Here is a 17,987-nt window from a genome sequence, read left to right as displayed (position 1 = left end):
CCCCGGCCCCGCCGGGGACCTGCCGTCCGCCAAGCGCTGGAGGCGGATCTCGGCGTGGCGCATTCAGCGCCTGTCTTCGAACCCTCCCCGGGGGAGCCGGCTCAACCGGCCAGAAGCTTTCCGAGCCTGTCCAGGACGGTGTCGATCTCCTCGTCGGTGAGCGGGACGAGTTCCAGGAGCAGTTCGCCGTCGTCCTGGCGGTGGTCCATGACCCAGATCGCGGGGCTGCCCGCCCGCAGCGCCTGTGCCAGGGCCACCGCGTCGGCCGCATCCATGCGCAGGCTCGCACGCGGGAAGGGCAGCCCGGTCGGATCGGCCGCGAGCGCCGCGCGGACCCCCGGCAGCGCACCGGCCCGTTCGATGAAGCGCGTGACCTTCTCCGTCTGGGCGCGCTGCCACGCGCCGAGGTCGGTGTCCTGCCGCACCTGAAAGGCGGCGAGCACCCCGAGAACGGCCTCCTTGCTCGCCTTCATCGCCCGGCCGATGCCCTTCTCCTGCGCCCGCACCGCGCTCACAGGACCCGCGCCGCCGAGCACCACGCCCGCCGTGGGGGAGCCCAGGTATTTCTGGCCGCTCACCAGCACCAAGTCTGCGCCTGTGGCGAGGAGTTCGGCTATCCGGAAGTCCTGCGCGGCTCCGTCGACGACGGCCGGGACCCCGCGCCGGTGGGCCGCTGCCACGGCCTCCGCGAGCGGCACATGGGCGCCGCGCACCAGACGCGACGACACGAGCAGCAGGCACGCCGTGTCCGGGTGGGCGAGCTCCCGTTCCAGATCGTCGATGACGCAGTCGTCCTGCGTCCCGGCGAGCACGGGCGTGGCTCCCGCCAGGCGGATGTCCTGCACGAGCGGATGACCGTAGTGGACCGCGTGCCCCGCGGGCAGCACCACGCGCGTGGGCATGCCGCTGCTGTCAGGCAGCGCCGCGATGCGCTCCGGCGACGGCCCGGTCATCGACGCGGCGACCGCCAGAGTGATCGCCGAGGACGTGCAGTGCACGACGGTCGCGGCCTGCGCTCCGGTGGCCTCGGCCAGAACGCGGCTCGCGAGGTCCTGCACCTCCTCCATGACGAAGAACTCACCCAGGGCCTCGGCCGTGGCCGCGGCGACCCTCGGCTCACTGCGCGAGACGCCCAGCGGCGTGAACGGCCCCCTGGCGTTGATGACGTGCGTCAGCCCGTAGTGATCGCGAAGTCCCATGCCAGGCATCCTGCACCCTGCGCTTACGCCACGGACATTGACGTGGGATCAGCTCCGGTCGTGGACCGCGGTCAGCAGCCCGTACAGGACGACGTTGCCCGTGTAGCCGGTGCGCTTGCTGTACGAGCCGCCGCAGGTGATGACCCGCAGTTCGGGCAGGCCCGTGCCACCGTAGACACGGCGGTCGGGGAAGTCGGTCTTGTCGACGACGTCGATGCCGTGGATCTCGAACACGGCGGTCCTGCCGTCGGCGCGGTCGATCTCGATGTGCTGGCCCTTTTTCAGGGAGCCGAGCCCGTAGAAGACGGCGGGGCCGTCCGCGTTGTCGACATGGCCGTCGATGACGGCGGTCCCGCGCTCGCCGGGACTGACCGCCCCGGTGAACCAGCCCGCCAGATCGGCGTCCTCGGGCGGCGGAGCCTCCAGCCACCCTTCCTTGTCCCGGCCGACCCGGGTCAGCGGCGCGTCCACCCCGATCTGCGGGATGCGCACCCGCACGGGTACGGCGGCGGGGAGAGGATCGGCGGGCGGCGTGGTGGTACCGAGCTTCGCCGCTCCGGGGTCGGGCTGCGGCGGGCCGTCGGCACGGGACACACCGTGGTGCACGAGCAGCACGCCCGCCAGCAGGATCACGGCGAGCAGCGACCAGGAGGGACGGCGGGCCTTCGGCGCGGCCGGGGGAGCGGGCGAGGACACGGACGCGTGCCAGGTCCGTCAGCTGTCGTCGCGGCGCTTGCGCAGCCGCAGGTATCCCACCCCGAGCGTGCCCGCGATCAACGCGCCGCCCGCCGCCATCAGGGCGGGGTCGGTGCCGCCCGCGCTTCCGCCGAGCCCGGCCTTCACGCCGTGATCGACGGTGGTGCCGTGACCGGTGCCCGACGCGATGGTGAGGCTCGTCGTGCCCTTTTCGCCGTCGCAGTCGAAAGTGACGTCGTACTGCGCACCCGGCTTGGCGTCCGGATAGACCTGCGCCGAGGCGGTCTGCCCCTCATTGAGCTCGACATTGTCGAAGACCGGCGCCGTCACGTGCACCGTGGGAACTTCGCATTCGCTGGAGCTGAGAGTGACCGTGCCACCGGCCGCGACCGTGGTCGGCGAGACCGTGAAACCGAAGGACGTGACATCGGGCTGCGTGCCCCCGTCGTTCGCCACGGCGGCCGGGGTGGCCAGGCCGATCGCGGCGAGGGAGACCAGCGCGGACGAGAGCACGGATATGGAACGCATACGAGTCCTCCGGGGAATGGGCGACTCCTGTGACGTTATTTGGGCGTACCCCTGCCGACCATTCAATAGGGCCGAATGGGGGACGCCGCACGAAAATGTGAAAAGCCTTTTCCGGGGAAGCGTGTTGTTCACCGGCCCGACTTAATGATTTGCCTATCTTTGGGGCGCGCAATCAAGCGCATACAACTCCCGCAAAAGAACAGCGAGTTGCATATGCATCGCATGAAGTACGCGTCCGCCGCCGCCCTCTCCGCGCTGGCGGTGCTGGCCGGACCCGTGGCCGAGGCGGCCTCCCCGGCGACCGCGGCGGTCCAGGCCGTGCGCCCGTCGATCAGCGCGAAGGCGACGGTCGGCAGCGTACGGGCGTGGCAGCAGTTCCGGATCTACGGAAAGACCCAGCACCTGCGAGCGGGCACCCCCGTGACCCTGCAGCAGTTGCAGGGCAAGCGCTACGTCTCCCTGCCCGTCCACATGGCCACCAACCGCACCGGCGGCTACAACCTGCGCGTCAAGCTCGGCCTCGTCGGGCGCAACTCGCTGCGCATCGCCGGCGGCGGCGCCGTCTCCCCGGTGCTCCACGTCAACGTGCACCGCTGACCGTCCCCGGCCCCGGGGAGCGCCCGGCCGTCACCCGTCGACGGGTGACGGCCGGTCCTGTCAGCGGAGCGGACGCCGCTTGCGCAGGTGCTTGCGGACGAGGAGGGGAACGAAGGACAGGACGAGGAGCGCGGCCGCGGCACCGAGGTGCCGGGAGAGGCCGGTACCGGTGTCCGCGGACGCCGCTGGGGCGGCTGGAACGGCCGCCGCGGCGGCTGCCGACTTACGTGCTCTGGAGAGGCGTTGGGGGCCCGCGCCGTGCACCAGGCGCAGCGGCGCGGCGACGAAACCCCAGTCGAGCAGGGCGCGGCTCTCTTCGTAGACCGCGTTGAACGACTCCTCCTGCGGATTCATCACCGTGACCAGGATGGTGCGGCCCTTCTGGGTGGCGGCGGTCACGAGCGTGCTGCCGGCCTGCGACGTATAGCCGTTCTTGACGCCGATGATCCCGGGATAGGGCGCCACGCCGTGGGAACCCACGAGGAGTCGGTTGGTGTTCTGGATCTCGTACGCGTCCGGGCCCCCGGAAGCCGGGAAGCGGGCCCACCTGGTGCCCATGTAGCGCCGGAAGTCGGGATTCTTGAAACCCTCTCTGGCGATGAGGGCCAGATCGTGCGCGGAGGAGAACTGGCCGGACGTGTCGAAGCCGTCCGGCGAGCGCACCTGGGTGTCGCGGGCACCGATCCGGCGGGCCGTGGCCTGCATCTGGGCGAGCGTGCGCGACAGCCCGCCGTTCATCTGCGCCAGGGTGTGCACGGCGTCGTTGCCGGAGCTCAGGAACACCCCGCGCCACAGGTCGGCGACCGTGTACCGGCTCCCCTCGTCGACCCCGACCAGACTGCTGCCCTCGGCGACCTCGGCCAGGTCCGCGGAGGTGGCCTTGTGCACGACGTCCTGCCGCAGCCGGGGCAGGAGCGTGACCGCGAAGAGCGTCTTGAGCGTGCTCGCGGGCGGCAGCCTGCGGTGCGGCGCCTTCGCGGCGAGTACCTGCCCGGTGCGGGCGTCCATGACCTCCCAGGACAGCGCGGACAGGGACGGCGCGGCGGGCGGGGCCGGAGCGGGGGCCGCGGCGCCGGCGGGTCCGGCGACGGCTCCGAGGGCGATCACCGCACACAGCCCCGACGCCACAGCCGCCTTGGTAATACCAGCGTGAAAGCCGATGAATGTGGCCATGCCGGAAACGTAGGGGCATGATCGTCGACTCCGCGATCCGCTTACGCCATGTGGTCGAGGTGCGCGGAGAACGGGAAGGATCTACCCTTTTCGGGCGATGGTTCGCCCACTCGGTACCGGCCGCGGCGTACGTACGCTGGAATGACACGACGGTGGAGGTGTTGCGCCATGACGGCCCAGACACGACTGCTGAACCGGCTGCCGCGTGCCTATCGCGACCGGCTGATGGTCCTGGCCGAGGAAGTCTCGTTCCCCCAGGACACCCGGATCTTCGACGAAGGTGACCGGGCCGACCGGTTCTGGATCGTCAGGACCGGCATGGTCACCCTCGACATGCGTGTCTCCGACCGCACCAGGCTGCCCATCGACCCGCTCGGGCCGGGCGATCTGCTCGGCTGGTCCTGGCTGTTCCCGCCGTACGCATGGGACTTCGGCGCCGAGGCGTTCAGCCCGGTGCGCGCCTACGAGTTCGACGCGGGTGCGGTGCGCGGCCTCTGCGATCTGGAGCCGGCCCTGGGTATGACCTTGCTGCACGGTGTGGCCGAGGTGATGGCGCACCGGCTGGAATCGGCGCGTGTGAAGCTCGTCGAGGCCCACCGGGCACACGGTCACCACCTCTGAAGCCTGGCTCGATGGTGCCGTGTCCCGGGGCATCGGTACGCCCCGGGTCACCCGCGTGTGCCCCGTTCGTCACCCACCTCGCCGCCTCGACAGGCGGCGCGCCGTCCCGCGGGGTTGGCTCGGCCGGGAACGCCGTCGGTGGCAGCGCCGGCGGCCCGTCCGGAAAGGCCCCGCATGCGTCGCACCACGTCCTGGTCGACCTCCGCCGTCGCCGCAGCCGTCCTCGCCCTCGCCCCGCCGGTGTGCGCCCACGCCTGGGCCGACGGGGACGACACGACGTGGGACAGCACCTCGTGGGAGGACTCCCCGCCCGACACCTGGGAGGCGGACAGCTCCGCCCCGGCGGAGCCCGGCGCGCTCGAACTCGACCCCGCCGAAGCCCGCCCCGGTACGACCGTCACGGCGAACACCTCCGCGTGCGGCAAGGACCGCAGGGCCACCGGCGACGCCAACAGCCTCGGCGCCGGTGACTTCCCACTGGAGACGAGCACCCAGCAGGGCGACGTGGTGGGCCGCTTCGACGTGCCGTCCGGGGCACGCCCGGGAACGTTCCCGATCTCGGTGAGCTGCGAAAGCGGCACCGTGGTGCGGCAGACCCTCACGGTGTCGGGCAGCGGCAGTACCGGACTCCACGGCGTGCACGCCGGTGACGGCGGCTCGCTGGACGGTTTCAGCACGGTGCAGCTCGTCCTGGGCGGCATGCTGATCGCCGGTTCGGTGGGGGCGGCGGGCGTCTACGTACGCCGGCGCACCCAGGAGACATGACAGCCCTGGTCGCTCGGGGATGAAGGCCGCCGCATGGCACTCAGTTCCCTGACCAAAGGTACGTAGTGCCAAGGCGGCCCGCGCGGTGTTACGTTCCCGGCATGAGCGAGGCACGCGAGGTCAACGAGTCACAGAAGAAGCCGCCCATGCGGGAGGTGCTGGCCGAGGCGGCGTTCCAACTGTTCCTGGAGCGCGGGTTCGAGCGGACGACCGTGGACGACATCGTGGCGCGGGCCGGAGTGGGGCGGCGCTCGTTCTTCCGGTACTTCCCGTCGAAGGAGGACGCCGTCTTCCCGGACCACGAGAGCTGCCTGGCCGACATGACCGCGTTCCTCGACGCCGCGAGTGACGAGCGGGACGCCGTCGACGTGGTGTGCGGCGCGGCGCTGCTCGTCCTGCGGATGTACGCCGCGAACCCCGAATTCTCCTTCCAGCGCTACCGGTTGACCCGCGAGGTGCCGGGCCTTCGGACCTACGAACTCTCCGTCGTGCGGCGCTACGAGCGCACCCTCGCCGGATATCTGCGCGGGCGCTGGGACGGTGCCGCGGACGGGGCGCTGCGCGCCGAGGTCGTGGCGGCGTCCGTGGTCGCGGCGCACAACAACGCATTGCGCTCCTGGCTGCGGTCGGACGGCGAGGGGGACGCCGAGGAGGCCGTGGACCACGCCCTCGACCTCGTACGGCAGGTGTGGGGCGGGGCGGCCGTGCCGCCGGCCCCCGCGGGGGCGGCGCAGAAGGAGGTCGTCGTCATGGTCGCCGCGAAGGGCGCTCCCATGTGGCGCGTCATCCAGCAGGTCGAATCGGCGCTGAGAAACGACTGAACCGGACTTGAGGGGTACTCGGTGTCTTTACCGCGCGGCACTGAGTGCCATACGCTGAGGAGGCGCCGCGGCCGCAGCCCGGCGCGCGGCGGGCGAACGCGGGGAGGCCGAGAGATGTCAGAGCTATCCGGGATGTTCAGGGGCGGTATCGGTGTCATGGCGCCGACGGCGGAAGCCGACACGGGATTCACCCACCAAAGGTGTCGCTGGTGCGGAACCGCGTCGTTCCGGCGGCTGCTCTGTCCGGTCTGCGCGTCGAGCGACCTGACGACGGAGCGCAGCGCGGGACCGGGCATCGTGGTGCAGTCCCGTGTCGTCAACCGCGGCACCGGGGTGTCACGCAACGAGTCGCTGGTCCGTTTCCCCGAGGACTTCGTCGTGCCCTGCCGGATCGTCGGCACCGCCCCGCACATGGTGTGGGTGGGGGCCGCTGTGCGCCCCGCGCGAGGCGCCCACGCCGACTCCGCCCGTGCCGACTCCGGGGAAGTCGTCTTCGAGCTGTACGACCCGTCCGGGGACGACGGGCTGCGCTGAGCCGTCGCCGTCCCCGGCGTCGTCAGCCCAGCTTCTTGAGCAGCTCGGCGGCGAGCGGCGCGGACGAGGCCGGGTTCTGGCCGGTGACCAGGTTCCGGTCGACGATCACGTGCGGCGCCCACGGCTCACCGACCCGTACGGTGATCCCGGCCTCGGTGAGGCGGTCCTGCAGCAGCCACTTCGCCTGCTCGGCGAGGCCGCCCTGGATCTCCTCCGCGTTCGTGAACGCGGCCACGTCGTAGCCCTTGAAGGAGTTCGCGCCGTCGGCCCCCGTCGCGGCGAGCAGCGCGGCCGGGCCGTGGCAGACCACGCCCAGCGGCTTGCCGCTCGCCAGGGCCAGCGTGAGCACCCTGCCGGACGCCGCGTTCACCGCGAGGTCCTCCATCGGGCCGTGCCCGCCGGGGTAGAAGACGGCGGCGTACTCGTCGAGATCCACGTCCTCGATCTTGATGGGGGACTGCAGCTCGCTCATCGCGGCGAGCGCGCTCGCGGTCCGCTCGGCGCCCTCGGGGCCGCCGTTGAACTCGGGCGCGAGGCTGCCGTGGTCGACGGGCGGTACGACGCCGCCGGGGGTGGCGACGACGACCTCGTGGCCCGCCGCCTTGACGGCCTGGTACGGGGCGACGACCTCCTCGGCCCAGAAGCCGGTGGGGTGCTCGGTGCCGTCGGCGAGCGTCCAGTGGTCGGCGCCGGTCAGTACGAAAAGGATCTTCGACATACGTGGTTCTCCCAAGGTGGATCCGCCGCTTCGGGCCCGAAGCGCGGGCCGGGACAGTTCGGGCCGCGCCGAAGTGTCCCGGACCTAACGTCAGGGTCATGACGCACACTACGCATCGATTCGACCGTTACGCGGACGTGCGGTCGGCGCTCGCCGACCCGGCACTCGTTCCGGAACTTCCGGCCCCGGACGGCGGCCCGGCAGGCGCGAGCGTGGCGTGGTTGCGTGCCTCGGTGGCCCGGTTCGATTCCGGCGAGTCGCACCGGCGTCGGCGGGCCCTCGTCGAAGCCGAACTCGCGCTCCTCGATCCCCTCGCGCTACGGGAAGCAGTGATCGCCGGCGCCGGGGGCGACGTCCCCACGCGGGTGGTGCGGACGCTCGCCGAAGCACTGGGGATGCACGAGCCCGCAGCGGTGGCGGAGGCCGTGACCGTGGTGGCCGGCGCCTACTTCGAGGGCGGCGACGCGGCGGCGGACGAGGCGGTGGCCCGGTTGGTCGCGCACCTGGTGCAGGACCCGGCCGACGCAGCGGCTCTGGAGACGGTGGCCAACCGCATCGGGTTGCTCGTCCAGGCCTGCGACGCGACAGCCGCCCTCGTCGCGGCCGACAGCGGCGACGTACCGCAGGCCCGGGCGCTCCGGGAGAACCCTCCGGTGCGGACCATGCGGCGCGTCGCCGCCAGGGTCACCCACGTCGCGGGCCGGAGGATCGCCGAAGGCGACGCGGTACTCCTCGATCTTTCGGCCGCCAACCGCACCCACCCGGTGCCCCTCACCTTCGGCGCGCCGCCCCGCGTCTGCCCCGGCCGTGCCCACGCTCTCGCCCTGGCCGACGGCCTGCGTGGGCGCCCGCTGACCCCTTTCGCCCGCCTGCACCACCAGGCCGCTCCGCTGCTGCTGCCCAACGCCTGGGACCACGCCTCCGCAGCAGTCCTTGCCGCACAGGGCTTTCCGGCCATCGGTACGACCAGCCTGGGCGTGGCCGCCGCGACCGGTTTGCCGGACGGGGCCGCGGCCACCGTCGGCGCGACCATTGCGCTGGCCCGCAGCCTCGGACAGGGCTCCTTCTTGTTCACCGTCGATGCCGAGGGCGGCTTCAGCGATGACGTGGCGGAAGTGGCCGAGCTGGCCCGGAAGCTGTACGAGGCGGGCGCGGCGGGGATCAACCTCGAAGACGGCCGGCCCGACGGAACACTCGCTCCCGTGGAGCTGCACGCCGCGAAGATCGCCGCCGTGAAGGCCGCCGTGCCCGCGCTGTTCGTCAACGCGCGCACCGACACCCACTGGCTGGGCCGCCAGGCGGAAGAGACCTCGACGCGCCTCGCGAGCTACGAACAGGCCGGTGCGGACGGGGTGTTCGTGCCGGGCCTCTCGGACCCGGTCGAAGTCGCCGAACTGACGGCGGGCCTGGTGACGCCGCTGAACCTGCTGTACTCGCCGACCGGCCCCACCCTCGCCGAACTGGCCGCGTTGGGTGTACGCCGGGTCAGCCTCGGCTCGCTGCTCTACCGCAGGGCCCTGGCGGCGGCCGTGGACACCGCGACGGCGATCCGGGACGGGCGGCCCCCTGCCGACCTGGAAACTCCGTCCTACGCCGAGGTGCAGCGGCTGGCCGCCCGCTGAGCGGTGGGCTCCTCGCCGGCCGCCTCCCGCGCGATCAGGTCGAACTGCGCGCCCATCGCGGCGGCCAGAGCCTGCGCCGCCGACAGCGGGCGGACCATCACCATGAAGTCGTCGATCAGCCCGTCCTCGTCGACGTGCAGGAAGTCGCAGCCGGTGATCTGCCGCTCGCCGACCCGCGCCTCGAAGACCAGCGCGTGATCGCGCCCGTCGGCGCTCTCGATCTCGCGTACGTAGCGGAAGTCCTCGAAGACCCGGGTGACGGCGCGCAGGATCGCCGCGGTGATCGCCTTGCCGGGGTACGGCTTGAACACGACCGGGCTGGTGAAGAGCACGTTCTCGGCCAGCGTGGCCTCGACCGCCGCCAGGTCGCCCTTCTCCACTGCCGCGCGGAAGGGATGCATGGGCGCCACCTCTGTTCTCCAGGCCACTATAGGCAATTATTTGAATAGGTGCGGGAGAGAATAATCGCCTCGCTGTATGGTGTCCATATGTCTCTCAAGTACGCCGTACTGGCCGCCCTGTTGGAGGGCGAGGCGTCCGGATACGACCTGGCGAAGATCTTCGACGTCTCGGTGTCGAACTTCTGGGCCGCGACGCCGCAGCAGCTCTACCGCGAGCTGGACCGGCTCGCCGCCGAGGGGCTGGTCGACGCCCGGGTCGTGCCGCAGGAGCGCAGGCCGAACAAGCGGATGTTCACGCTGTCCGGGGCCGGCCGCGCCGACCTCGCCGCGTTCACGGCGAAGCAGCCGAAGCCGATGGCTATGCGCGACGAACTGATGGTGAAGGTGCAGGCCGTCGACGTCGGCGACCTCGGCGCCGTACGCGAGCACGTCGAGGAGCGCATGGCCTGGGCGCACGGCAAGCTGGCCCGCTACGAGCGGGTGCGCCGGCATCTGCTCGGCGACCTCGGCGAGGACGAGTTCCTGGCCGGGGGCGAGCGCGTCGGCCCGTACCTGACGCTGCTGGGCGGCATCGCCCTGGAAGAGGAGTACCTGCGCTGGGGGCGGCGCGTCCTGGACGTCCTGGAGCGCCGCGCCGCCCGTGCCTCCCGCGCCCCGGGTCAGGCCCCGGGTTCCGCGAGCTGAAGTCCGTTCTCCCAGATCTTGTTGAGCGTCGTCACCAGCCGCTCGTACGGGATGCGCTGTCCGAGCACGAACACCATGTACGCCATGCGGCTGACCATCACGGACAGGGCGTGCGCCGTCACCAGCGGGTCCAGACTCGCGTCCGCCGCGCCGCTCTCCTGCAGCGACCGGATCAGCTTGGCGTTGCGCCGCGCGAACGCGTTGCCCCGCTCGATGCGCAGCTTCATGAACTGCTCGTCGATCTGGGCCACTTGCTCGAACAGCGCCATCAGCCGCGCGTTCTTCTTGTACGCGCGCAGGTACTCGCGGTTGGAGGCGTCGATGAGCTCCCGCGGATCGGTGATGCCGGTGCGCTCGCGCAGATGCGGATGGAGCATCTCCTCCTGCACCTGCTCGACCAGCGCCTGGAAGATCTCTTCCTTGCTGTTGAAGTATGTGTAGAAGGAGCCGGAGGCCACGTGTGCGGCCGCCGAGATGTCCGTGATCCGGGCGTCGAGATAGCCGTCGCGCTCGAAGACCTCACGGGCCGCGGCGACCAGGGCGGTCCGCGTCCTGATGCCGCGTGCGCTGCGGGGGGTGATCGGTTGCTTCTGGCCGCCGTCGGCGGCCGGGGCCTGAGCAGCCAAGGCAATCCATTCGATGTCGTTCGAGAAGTTCGAGAAGTTCGAGAAGTTCGAGAAGTTCGAGAAGTTCGAGAAGTACGGGGAGATGGGGTGTGGGCCGGGGTCAGCCGAGCTCGGCGAGGAACTCCAGCAGAGCCGCGTTCACTTCCTCGGCCCGTTCCTGTTGGATCCAGTGTCCCGCCCCGTCGAGGACGACGCGACCGCGCAGATCGGTCAGCACCCGCTCCAGTTTGTCGTCCGGCATGAAGCGGCCGACCGGGTCCTTGGACCCGGTGACGAACAGCGACGGGCAGTCGATGGTGCGCCCCGCCAAGTGCTCGGTCAGCTCCCAGGTACGGTCCAGGTTCCGGTAGTAGTTGAGACCTCCGGTGAACCCGGTCCGCTCGAACTCCTCGACGTAGTAGGCGAGTTCCTCCTCGGTCAGCCACGGCGGGGGCGGGAACTCCTCGTCCGGGCGTGCGGCCCACGCGGCGGACCAGATCTCCCGCGTCACGAGCGTCCTGCGCACGTTCTGCGCCAGGGCCCGGTCCGCGACGCCCGGCTCCTGGAACCACACCATGTAGAAGTCGTCACCGAGGCGCCCCCGCATGACCGGCAGCGGCGGCACGGGGGAGCGCGGCGTCACCGGCACACTCATGCCCACCACGGCCCGCACCCGCTCCGGATACGCCCACGCCATGTGCCACACCACCGACGCGCCCCAGTCGTGTCCCACGAACACGGCGTCGTCCGCGCCGATGTCGTCGAGCAGCCCGGCGAGATCGGCGCAGAGCGTCAGCGCGTCGTACGCCTTGACGTCCGCGGGCCGTGAACTCCCGCCGTAGCCCGGCATGTCGGGGGCCAGGACCCGGTACCCGGCCCGGGCGAGCGCCAGGACCTGGTGCCGCCATGAGAACGCCAGCTCCGGGAAGCCGTGACAGAGCACGACCACGGGCTTGTCAGAGTTCTGCGGGCCCTGCGGCCCGTGCTCGAAGACGCGCAACGTGATGTCGCCGGTCGCGACGGACCGCGACGTGACCCGCTCCCACGCGTCGATCGACAGATCTGCGGTCATGTGCGCACTCCTCGGAATCTCAGGTTCTGAACTTTCCTGAACGTTTCTGAACTCGACGTTGGGTTCAACTCTACAGACCGGCCGCCCGGTCCACATCCATTGAACCTGAACCCGGATTCAAGTACGGTGCCGAAGGCCGGGCGGTCGAAGGGACAAGGGGAGAAGCGGATGCTGATCAACGACAGGGTGGCCGTCGTCACCGGAGCCGCGGGCGGCATCGGCGCCGCCGTCGCGCAGCGCCTCCTGGAAGCCGGGGCCCGCGGAGTCCTGCTCACCGACCTCGACGCCGCGCGCCTCGACGCGACCGTACGGCGCCTGGCCGAAGAGCACGGGGAGCGCGTGGCGGGACAGGCGGGCGACGCGGCGGACGCCGGCGATCTGCGCGCGCTGATCGACACGGCACAGGAGCGGTTCGGACCCGTCGACCTGTACTTCGCCAACGCCGGGATCGGCGGCGGCGCCGGCCTCGACGCGAGCGAGGCGGAGTGGAGCCGCGCCCTCGACGTGAACGTCATGGCGCACGTGCGCGCCGCGAAGCTGCTCGTCCCCGGCTGGGTGGAGCGCGGCCGGGGCTACTTCTTCAGCACCGCGTCGGCCGCGGGCCTGCTCACCCAGATCGGCTCCGCGACGTACGCCGTGAGCAAGCACGCCGCCGTCGCCTTCGCCGAATGGCTCTCGGTGACGTACGGCGACCAAGGGGTGAGCGTGAGCTGCCTGTGTCCGCAGGGAGTCGAGACCGAGCTGCTCATGGCGGGCACCCGCTCCGAAGATCCGTCCGAACGGGCCGCCGCGCGCGCCGTGTTGGACTCCGGTGACCTGCTCAAGCCACTCGACGTCGCCGACCGCGTGGTGGAGGCCGTCGCCGACGAGCGGTTCCTCGTCCTGCCGCACCCGCAGGTGCTCGACTACTTCCGCCACAAGGGCAGCGACTACGACCGGTGGCTGCGTGGCATGCGCCGCTACCAGAAGGCGGTGCGATGACCGGCACCCCCGCACGTCGCGCGGTCCTCTTCGACTTCGGCGGCGTGCTCACCACCAGCGTCGTCGCCGCCTTCGAGGACTTGGGGCGCGAACTCGGGGCCGAACCGCGCCTGTTGCTCCGCCTGCTGTCCAAGGACGCGCCGAGCAGCGCGCTGCTCGTGGCGCACGAGGAAGGGCGCATCGGGGAGCGGGAGTTCGAGGACGGCTTCGCGGAGCGGCTGCGTGCGCACGGCGTCACCGTCGACAGCGGCGCCGCCGGACCTCGTCTCCTGATCCGGCTGCAGGAGCGGCTGCGGCCCGACGCCGACATGGTCGCGCTCGTGGCGAAGGTACGGGCCGACGGGCACCGGGTGGGGATGCTGTCCAACTCCCTGGGCGACGACTGCTATGCGGGCTTCGACCTGCCGGCCCTGTTCGACGCGGTCACCGTGTCCGGCGAGATCGGGGTGCGCAAACCCTCGCGGCGGGCGTATGCCATCGCCTGCGAGCGGCTCGGCTCGCTGCCTGAGGAGACCGTCATGGTCGATGACCTCGAGCAGAACATCACGGCCGCGGCCCGGCTCGGCATCGCCGGTGTCGTACACCGCGACGCCCCGACCACCGCGGCCGAACTCGCCCGCCTGCTCAGCCCGCCGGACCCTCACTGACACCGCACGACACCCTTGTTGGAGGACCCGTGTACGAACTGTCGGCCAAGGCCGAGAAGTACCAGGACAAGCTGCTCGCCTTCATGGACGAGCACATCTACCCGGCCGAGCCGGTGTACGCCGCGCAGATGGCCGAGTCCGGCGACCCGCACTTCCACCCGCCGGTCATCGAGGAGCTGAAGACCGAGGCGAAGAAGCGCGGCCTCTGGAACCTCTTCCACCCGCACCCGCAATGGGGTCCGGGCCTCACCAACCTCGAATACGCTCCGCTCGCCGAAATCATGGGCCGCAGCGCCCACTTGGCACCCGAGGCCACCAACTGCAACGCGCCCGACACGGGCAACATGGAAGTGCTCACGCTGTTCGGCACCGAGGAGCACAAGGAGAAGTGGCTGAAGCCGCTTCTCGACGGGGAGATCGCCTCCGCGTTCGCCATGACCGAACCCGCGGTGGCCAGTTCGGACGCGAGCAACATCCAGATGAGGATGGAGCGCGACGGCGACACCTACGTCCTCAACGGCCGCAAGTGGTGGACGTCGAACGCCCTGCACGCGCACTGCAAGGTCCTGATCGTCATGGGCAAGACCGACCCCGAAGGGCCCGCCTTCCGCCAGCAGTCGATGATGGTCGTGCCGCTCGACACCCCCGGCGTCACCGTCCTGCGCGGCCTGCCCGTCTTCGGCTACCAGGACCGCGAGGGCCACGCCGAGGTGCTCTTCGAGAACGTACGGGTCCCGCGCACCGCCCTCCTCGCGGGCGAGGGCGACGGATTCATGATCAGCCAGGCGCGGCTCGGTCCCGGCCGCATCCACCACTGCATGCGCTCCGTCGGCATGGCCGAGCGTGCCCTGGACCTGATGATCGACCGGGCGCAGTCGCGGACGACGTTCGGGGCGCCGGTCGCCGAGCGCGCCAACATCCAGGACTGGATCGCCGAGGCCCGCATCGAGATCGACATGGCGCGACTGCTCACGCTCAAGGCCGCGTACCTGATGGACACCGTCGGCAACAAGCAGGCCCGCACCGAGATCGCCGCCATCAAGGTGGCCGCCCCGGAGGTCGCCCTGAAGGTCGTCGACCGGGCCATCCAGGTGCACGGCGGCGCGGGCGTCAGCGACGACTTCCCGCTCGCGAGCATGTACGCGCACCTGCGCACCCTGCGCCTCGCGGACGGCCCCGACGAGGTGCACAAGCGGACCATCGCCCGGCGCGAGCTGCGTCGCCGCGAGATCGAGCGCGGCGAACGGTGACCGCTGCCCAAGGCCCGTCCGGGGGCTCCCCGGCGGGCCCGCTGGACGGGAAGGTCGCCGTGGTGACCGGAGCGTCGCGCGGCATCGGCCTCGCGGCCGCCGGCGCTCTGCGCGACCGCGGCGCCCAGGTCGTGGTCACCTCCCGCGACGGCGACCGGGCGAAGGAGGCGGCACGTCGGCTGGGGGCCGGCGCCGCCGGGTTCGCCGCCCACGCCACCGACGAGGCCGCCGCGCGCGCCTGCGTCGACTACACCGTCGCCACGTACGGGCGACTCGACATCCTCGTCAACAACGCCGGTACCAACCCCGCGTACGGCCCCGTCCTCGACCAGGACCACGCCCGGTTCACCAAGACGATGGACGTGAACCTGTGGGCGCCGATCCTGTGGACCTCGCTCGCCGTGCGGGCGTGGATGGGCGAGCACGGCGGCGCCGTCGTCAACACCGCGTCCATCGGCGGTTATACGGTCGCCCACGACGTCGGCATCTACCACGTGTCGAAGGCCGCCCTCATCCACCTCACAAAGCAGCTCGCGCTGGAACTCGGCCCCAAGGTCCGGGTCAACGCCATCGCGCCCGGCGTCGTGCGGACCCGGCTCGCCGAGGCCCTCTGGCGGGACGGCGAGGAGCGGCTCGCCGGCGCGACCCCGCTGGGGCGCATCGGCGAACCGGAGGACATCGGCGAGGCCGTCGCGTTCCTCGCCGGGGACGGCGCCCGGTGGATCACCGGCGAGACGCTTGTCGTCGACGGGGGCCAGCTCATCGGTTCGGGGCCGCTGTGACGCGGGGTGCCGCGCCGCGTCAACACGTGTAGGGAAGCGGGGGTTGCCGGGGGTGGTCCTTCAGGTGAAGCGTGCGCGAGGATGGAGGCATGACCGCGGCCCAGCGCGCCATGACCGAACTCGGGACATGGCCGAACCTGGTAATCGGCCCGCCCCGGTGCTCGGTGGGGCACGCGTTCGGCGCGGCGGGCCATGAACTCGTCCATTTCCACGCCGACGACTGCGCCGATCTGTACCTCACCGCGACGGTGGTGCAGCGGCTCCTTCCCCAACTGCGGCACAACAGCGCCATCCGCGTCCATCCGGGCGCCTCGTGGATCACCGTGCTCCTCGAATGCGACACGGACGTGCAGCTGCTGCTGAGCCTGGTGAGCGTCGCCCTCAAGGAACACGACGCGCACGCCTGCCCCTCACCACCGTGCGACTGGGAACGCCCGCGCGCGTCATGACGCCGGATCGTCTACTGGTCCTCGTCGTCGAAGCGGTCCCAGAGCTGTTGCAGTCGTGCCTCCTCCAGGTCGAGCACATGGGTCGCGCCGGTCAGCGCGCGTGAGCTGTACGTTCCCCGTGTGCGCGCGGCGAGCAGCGCGTCCCGCTCGGCGGTGACGACGCGCAGCCGCAGTCGCATGTACGTGATCCCCGCGTCGTCGGGGCCCTCGGGCGGGGGCATCTCCCGCCCCTCGTCGTCGGTGGGGCGGATCAGGCTGTCGGCGCGGACCCGGTCGAGGATCTCCGGGGCGACGCCGCCGTCCGCCGCCTCCGCGTCCAGGGCGTCCGTCGCGGCCCGGGACACCTCGGTGATCAGCTGCCCGTACTCCGCGCGAAGGCGCTGCGGATCGTCGCCGGGGATACCCACGACGCGGATCACGGACGGCAGCGTCAGCCCTTGCAGCAGCAGCGTCGTCGCGGCCACGACGAACGCGATGAGGATCAACTGCGGCCGGTACGGGGTGTCCTCCGGCAGGGTCTGCGCCGCGGCCACCGTGATCGCGCCGCGCATCCCGGACCAGGCGAGCACGGTGCCGCCCTGCCAGCCGAGCGTCTCCGTGAGACGGAAGTCGATGTCGGCGCTCACCCGGCTCACCCGGCGCTCGAACTGCGCCTTCCTGCGCGGCCCGAACCGCTCGCTCATGTCGAAGCCGGCCATCCGCTCCTGCCACCGCTCCATCATCGGCTTGGCCGCGGCGGCCCGGCGCTCGTCGCGGCGCAGCATCGCCACCAGAGGCGCCACGAACACGACCCGTACGACGATGACGAGCCCGGTGACGGCGAGACCGTACAACACGACCCGGCCCGCGCCAAGGCCGTTCTCGTGGGCGTGCGCCTCGTCGAGGAGCGTCTTCAGGCCGAGCCCCATCAGGAGGAAGATCGCGCTCTCCAGGAGGAAGGCGAGGGTGCGCCAGTTCGTGGCCTCGCCGAGCCGGTCCTGCGCCCGCAGCAGCCGCGGGCTCAAATGTCCCGTCACCACGCCCGTGACGACGACCGCCAGCACCCCCGAGGCGTCGAACTCCTCGGCGGGTACGTAGGCGACGAACGGCACGACGAAGGAGATCGCCGTATTGAGGACGGAGTCGTTGAGGAGCGCCCGTACGCGCACGTTGACGTAACCGACGACGAGACCGACCGCCACGGCGACCACCACCGAGAACACGAACTTCCCGGCCACGCCCCACAGCGACACCGCCCCCGCCAGCGCGGCGACCGCCGAGCGCAGCAGCACCAGGGCCGATGCGTCGTTGACCAGGCCCTCGCCCTCCAGCAGGGTCAACAGCCGTGAGGGCAGGCCGAGTTTGCGGCCCACCGAGGTCGCGGCGACGGCGTCCGTGGGGCTGACGACCGCGCCGAGCGCGAGCGCGGCGGGCCAGCCGAGATCCGGCATCAGCAGATGTACCAGCCAGCCCGCGCCCAGGGTCGACACGGCGACGAGCAGCACGGCGAGGCCCGTGATGGCCTTGATGTCGCGCCGGAAGTCCTGCGCGGGCATGTTGACGGCCGACGAATACAGCAGCGGCGGCAGCACTCCGGCCAGGACCCACTCCGGTTCGATCTCCACCACCGGCACGCCCGGCACGAAACTCAGCGCGATCCCCACCACGACGAGGCTCAGCGGCGCGGCCAGGCCCAGGCGTTGGGAGAACGCGGCGACCGCCACGACGCTCGCGACGCCGACGACGGCGATCAGAGTCACTTCCATGGCAGCCCCGCGCTGCTCTGTCCTGTTTTGCGCATGATCGCATTCTGGCCTCCCCTGCTGCGACCTTGCGCTTCGGCCCCGCCGATTATCGCCCTGG

Annotated in this window: 21 protein-coding genes; 12 read left to right on the top strand and 9 right to left on the bottom strand. The window is 71.4% G+C overall.

The genetic code is table 11. From position 1 onward, the window contains the following. Positions 1–101 precede the first annotated feature (101 nt). From ACIREE_RS04395 to ACIREE_RS04385, 3 genes are read right to left on the bottom strand one after another with little or no spacing between them, the layout of a single operon-like run. Positions 102–1,199, bottom strand: coding sequence for an aminotransferase class V-fold PLP-dependent enzyme (locus tag ACIREE_RS04395; RefSeq protein ID WP_404146026.1), 1,098 nt, complete (start codon positions 1,197–1,199; stop codon positions 102–104). A 48-nt stretch (positions 1,200–1,247) separates the two neighbouring features. Continuing rightward, on the bottom strand, positions 1,248–1,895 hold the full coding sequence (locus tag ACIREE_RS04390) for a class F sortase (protein ID WP_404146023.1): 648 nt from the start codon (positions 1,893–1,895) through the stop codon (positions 1,248–1,250). Between the two features lie 18 nt (positions 1,896–1,913). Then, positions 1,914–2,423, bottom strand: a complete 510-nt coding sequence (locus tag ACIREE_RS04385; protein ID WP_404146020.1) for a hypothetical protein — start codon at positions 2,421–2,423, stop codon at positions 1,914–1,916. A 213-nt stretch (positions 2,424–2,636) separates the two neighbouring features. On the opposite strand from ACIREE_RS04385, the gene ACIREE_RS04380 reads away from it, so the two are divergent. Continuing rightward, the gene (locus ACIREE_RS04380) at positions 2,637–3,020 is read left to right on the top strand and encodes a hypothetical protein (RefSeq protein ID WP_404146017.1); all 384 of its coding nucleotides are present in this window, start codon (positions 2,637–2,639) and stop codon (positions 3,018–3,020) included. A gap of 60 nt (positions 3,021–3,080) precedes the next feature. Here ACIREE_RS04380 and ACIREE_RS04375 read toward each other — a convergent pair whose 3' ends face one another. Then, the gene (locus ACIREE_RS04375; protein WP_404146015.1) at positions 3,081–4,193 is read right to left on the bottom strand and encodes a D-alanyl-D-alanine carboxypeptidase family protein; all 1,113 of its coding nucleotides are present in this window, start codon (positions 4,191–4,193) and stop codon (positions 3,081–3,083) included. 168 nt (positions 4,194–4,361) lie between these two features. Between ACIREE_RS04375 and ACIREE_RS04370 the strand changes: the two genes are divergently transcribed. The 4 genes from ACIREE_RS04370 to ACIREE_RS04355 all read left to right on the top strand — a co-directional run bounded on the left by ACIREE_RS04370 (position 4,362) and on the right by ACIREE_RS04355 (position 6,934). Further along, entirely contained in the window at positions 4,362–4,814 is a 453-nt protein-coding gene (locus ACIREE_RS04370; protein ID WP_404146012.1) for a cyclic nucleotide-binding domain-containing protein, read from the top strand. Positions 4,815–4,988: 174 nt separating this feature from the next. Further along, a complete protein-coding gene (locus ACIREE_RS04365) occupies positions 4,989–5,579 on the top strand; it encodes a hypothetical protein (RefSeq protein ID WP_404146009.1) in 591 nt (196 codons plus the stop codon). A 146-nt stretch (positions 5,580–5,725) separates the two neighbouring features. Then, complete coding sequence (locus ACIREE_RS04360) at positions 5,726–6,400, top strand: TetR family transcriptional regulator (RefSeq protein WP_404146816.1); 675 nt, start codon at positions 5,726–5,728, stop codon at positions 6,398–6,400. A 132-nt stretch (positions 6,401–6,532) separates the two neighbouring features. Next, positions 6,533–6,934 (top strand): Zn-ribbon domain-containing OB-fold protein, encoded by a 402-nt coding sequence (locus ACIREE_RS04355; protein WP_404146813.1) that lies wholly within the window; start codon positions 6,533–6,535, stop codon positions 6,932–6,934. Positions 6,935–6,956: 22 nt separating this feature from the next. On the opposite strand, the gene ACIREE_RS04350 is transcribed toward ACIREE_RS04355, so the two are convergent. Continuing rightward, positions 6,957–7,652, bottom strand: coding sequence for a type 1 glutamine amidotransferase domain-containing protein (locus ACIREE_RS04350; RefSeq protein WP_404146006.1), 696 nt, complete (start codon positions 7,650–7,652; stop codon positions 6,957–6,959). 98 nt (positions 7,653–7,750) lie between these two features. On the opposite strand from ACIREE_RS04350, the gene ACIREE_RS04345 reads away from it, so the two are divergent. Continuing rightward, positions 7,751–9,274 carry an isocitrate lyase/phosphoenolpyruvate mutase family protein gene (locus tag ACIREE_RS04345; protein ID WP_404146003.1) on the top strand — a complete coding sequence of 508 codons (1,524 nt, stop codon included), beginning with the start codon at positions 7,751–7,753 and terminating at the stop codon, positions 9,272–9,274. On the opposite strand, the gene ACIREE_RS04340 is transcribed toward ACIREE_RS04345, so the two are convergent. Beyond that, the gene (locus tag ACIREE_RS04340; RefSeq protein ID WP_404146000.1) at positions 9,241–9,675 is read right to left on the bottom strand and encodes a nuclear transport factor 2 family protein; all 435 of its coding nucleotides are present in this window, start codon (positions 9,673–9,675) and stop codon (positions 9,241–9,243) included. The genes ACIREE_RS04345 and ACIREE_RS04340 overlap by 34 nt on opposite strands. Positions 9,676–9,762: 87 nt before the next feature. Here ACIREE_RS04340 and ACIREE_RS04335 point away from each other — a divergent pair, with 87 nt between their 5' ends. Further along, the gene (locus ACIREE_RS04335; protein ID WP_404145998.1) at positions 9,763–10,359 is read left to right on the top strand and encodes a PadR family transcriptional regulator; all 597 of its coding nucleotides are present in this window, start codon (positions 9,763–9,765) and stop codon (positions 10,357–10,359) included. Here the strand turns inward: ACIREE_RS04335 and ACIREE_RS04330 are convergent. After that, positions 10,335–10,985: a TetR/AcrR family transcriptional regulator gene (locus ACIREE_RS04330; RefSeq protein ID WP_404145996.1), complete on the bottom strand. Its 651-nt coding sequence runs from the start codon at positions 10,983–10,985 to the stop codon at positions 10,335–10,337. The two genes, ACIREE_RS04335 and ACIREE_RS04330, sit on opposite strands and share 25 nt — an antisense overlap. Before the next feature lie 100 nt (positions 10,986–11,085). Then, complete coding sequence (locus ACIREE_RS04325) at positions 11,086–12,036, bottom strand: alpha/beta fold hydrolase (protein ID WP_404145993.1); 951 nt, start codon at positions 12,034–12,036, stop codon at positions 11,086–11,088. 168 nt (positions 12,037–12,204) lie between these two features. On the opposite strand from ACIREE_RS04325, the gene ACIREE_RS04320 reads away from it, so the two are divergent. From ACIREE_RS04320 to ACIREE_RS04300, 5 genes are all read left to right on the top strand, one after another. Next, the gene (locus ACIREE_RS04320; protein ID WP_404145990.1) at positions 12,205–13,017 is read left to right on the top strand and encodes an SDR family oxidoreductase; all 813 of its coding nucleotides are present in this window, start codon (positions 12,205–12,207) and stop codon (positions 13,015–13,017) included. Then, the gene (locus ACIREE_RS04315) at positions 13,014–13,664 is read left to right on the top strand and encodes an HAD family hydrolase (RefSeq protein ID WP_404145987.1); all 651 of its coding nucleotides are present in this window, start codon (positions 13,014–13,016) and stop codon (positions 13,662–13,664) included. The genes ACIREE_RS04320 and ACIREE_RS04315 overlap by 4 nt, the downstream gene beginning before the upstream one ends. 29 nt (positions 13,665–13,693) lie before the next feature. Then, positions 13,694–14,914, top strand: a complete 1,221-nt coding sequence (locus ACIREE_RS04310; protein ID WP_404145984.1) for an acyl-CoA dehydrogenase family protein — start codon at positions 13,694–13,696, stop codon at positions 14,912–14,914. Then, complete coding sequence (locus ACIREE_RS04305) at positions 14,911–15,696, top strand: SDR family oxidoreductase (protein ID WP_404145982.1); 786 nt, start codon at positions 14,911–14,913, stop codon at positions 15,694–15,696. The genes ACIREE_RS04310 and ACIREE_RS04305 overlap by 4 nt, the downstream gene beginning before the upstream one ends. An 89-nt stretch (positions 15,697–15,785) precedes the next feature. Beyond that, positions 15,786–16,145, top strand: coding sequence for a luciferase family protein (locus ACIREE_RS04300; protein WP_404145979.1), 360 nt, complete (start codon positions 15,786–15,788; stop codon positions 16,143–16,145). An 11-nt stretch (positions 16,146–16,156) separates the two neighbouring features. On the opposite strand, the gene ACIREE_RS04295 is transcribed toward ACIREE_RS04300, so the two are convergent. Continuing rightward, a complete protein-coding gene (locus tag ACIREE_RS04295) occupies positions 16,157–17,890 on the bottom strand; it encodes a cation:proton antiporter (RefSeq protein WP_404145975.1) in 1,734 nt (577 codons plus the stop codon). Between the last annotated feature and the right edge of the window lie 97 nt (positions 17,891–17,987).

Source organism: Streptomyces sp. NPDC102467 (assembly GCF_044765445.1).
In the GTDB taxonomy this organism is placed as follows: domain Bacteria; phylum Actinomycetota; class Actinomycetes; order Streptomycetales; family Streptomycetaceae; genus Streptomyces.
The sequence above is the reverse complement of the archived record's forward strand: the minus strand, read 5'-3'. Positions and strand labels throughout refer to the sequence as shown.

Excerpts from the sequence above, each read along its gene's own strand:
- ACIREE_RS04395 (WP_404146026.1), bottom strand. The coding sequence starts at position 1,199 with ATGGGACTTCGCGATCACTACGGGCTGACGCACGTCATCAACGCCAGG.
- ACIREE_RS04385 (WP_404146020.1), bottom strand. The coding sequence starts at position 2,423 with ATGCGTTCCATATCCGTGCTCTCGTCCGCGCTGGTCTCCCTCGCCGCG.
- ACIREE_RS04380 (WP_404146017.1), top strand. The coding sequence starts at position 2,637 with ATGCATCGCATGAAGTACGCGTCCGCCGCCGCCCTCTCCGCGCTGGCG.
- ACIREE_RS04375 (WP_404146015.1), bottom strand. The coding sequence starts at position 4,193 with ATGGCCACATTCATCGGCTTTCACGCTGGTATTACCAAGGCGGCTGTG.
- ACIREE_RS04370 (WP_404146012.1), top strand. The coding sequence starts at position 4,362 with ATGACGGCCCAGACACGACTGCTGAACCGGCTGCCGCGTGCCTATCGC.
- ACIREE_RS04365 (WP_404146009.1), top strand. The coding sequence starts at position 4,989 with ATGCGTCGCACCACGTCCTGGTCGACCTCCGCCGTCGCCGCAGCCGTC.
- ACIREE_RS04360 (WP_404146816.1), top strand. The coding sequence starts at position 5,726 with ATGCGGGAGGTGCTGGCCGAGGCGGCGTTCCAACTGTTCCTGGAGCGC.
- ACIREE_RS04355 (WP_404146813.1), top strand. The coding sequence starts at position 6,533 with ATGTTCAGGGGCGGTATCGGTGTCATGGCGCCGACGGCGGAAGCCGAC.
- ACIREE_RS04350 (WP_404146006.1), bottom strand. The coding sequence starts at position 7,652 with ATGTCGAAGATCCTTTTCGTACTGACCGGCGCCGACCACTGGACGCTC.
- ACIREE_RS04345 (WP_404146003.1), top strand. The coding sequence starts at position 7,751 with ATGACGCACACTACGCATCGATTCGACCGTTACGCGGACGTGCGGTCG.
- ACIREE_RS04340 (WP_404146000.1), bottom strand. The coding sequence starts at position 9,675 with ATGCATCCCTTCCGCGCGGCAGTGGAGAAGGGCGACCTGGCGGCGGTC.
- ACIREE_RS04335 (WP_404145998.1), top strand. The coding sequence starts at position 9,763 with ATGTCTCTCAAGTACGCCGTACTGGCCGCCCTGTTGGAGGGCGAGGCG.
- ACIREE_RS04325 (WP_404145993.1), bottom strand. The coding sequence starts at position 12,036 with ATGACCGCAGATCTGTCGATCGACGCGTGGGAGCGGGTCACGTCGCGG.
- ACIREE_RS04320 (WP_404145990.1), top strand. The coding sequence starts at position 12,205 with ATGCTGATCAACGACAGGGTGGCCGTCGTCACCGGAGCCGCGGGCGGC.
- ACIREE_RS04315 (WP_404145987.1), top strand. The coding sequence starts at position 13,014 with ATGACCGGCACCCCCGCACGTCGCGCGGTCCTCTTCGACTTCGGCGGC.
- ACIREE_RS04300 (WP_404145979.1), top strand. The coding sequence starts at position 15,786 with ATGACCGCGGCCCAGCGCGCCATGACCGAACTCGGGACATGGCCGAAC.
- ACIREE_RS04295 (WP_404145975.1), bottom strand. The coding sequence starts at position 17,890 with ATGGAAGTGACTCTGATCGCCGTCGTCGGCGTCGCGAGCGTCGTGGCG.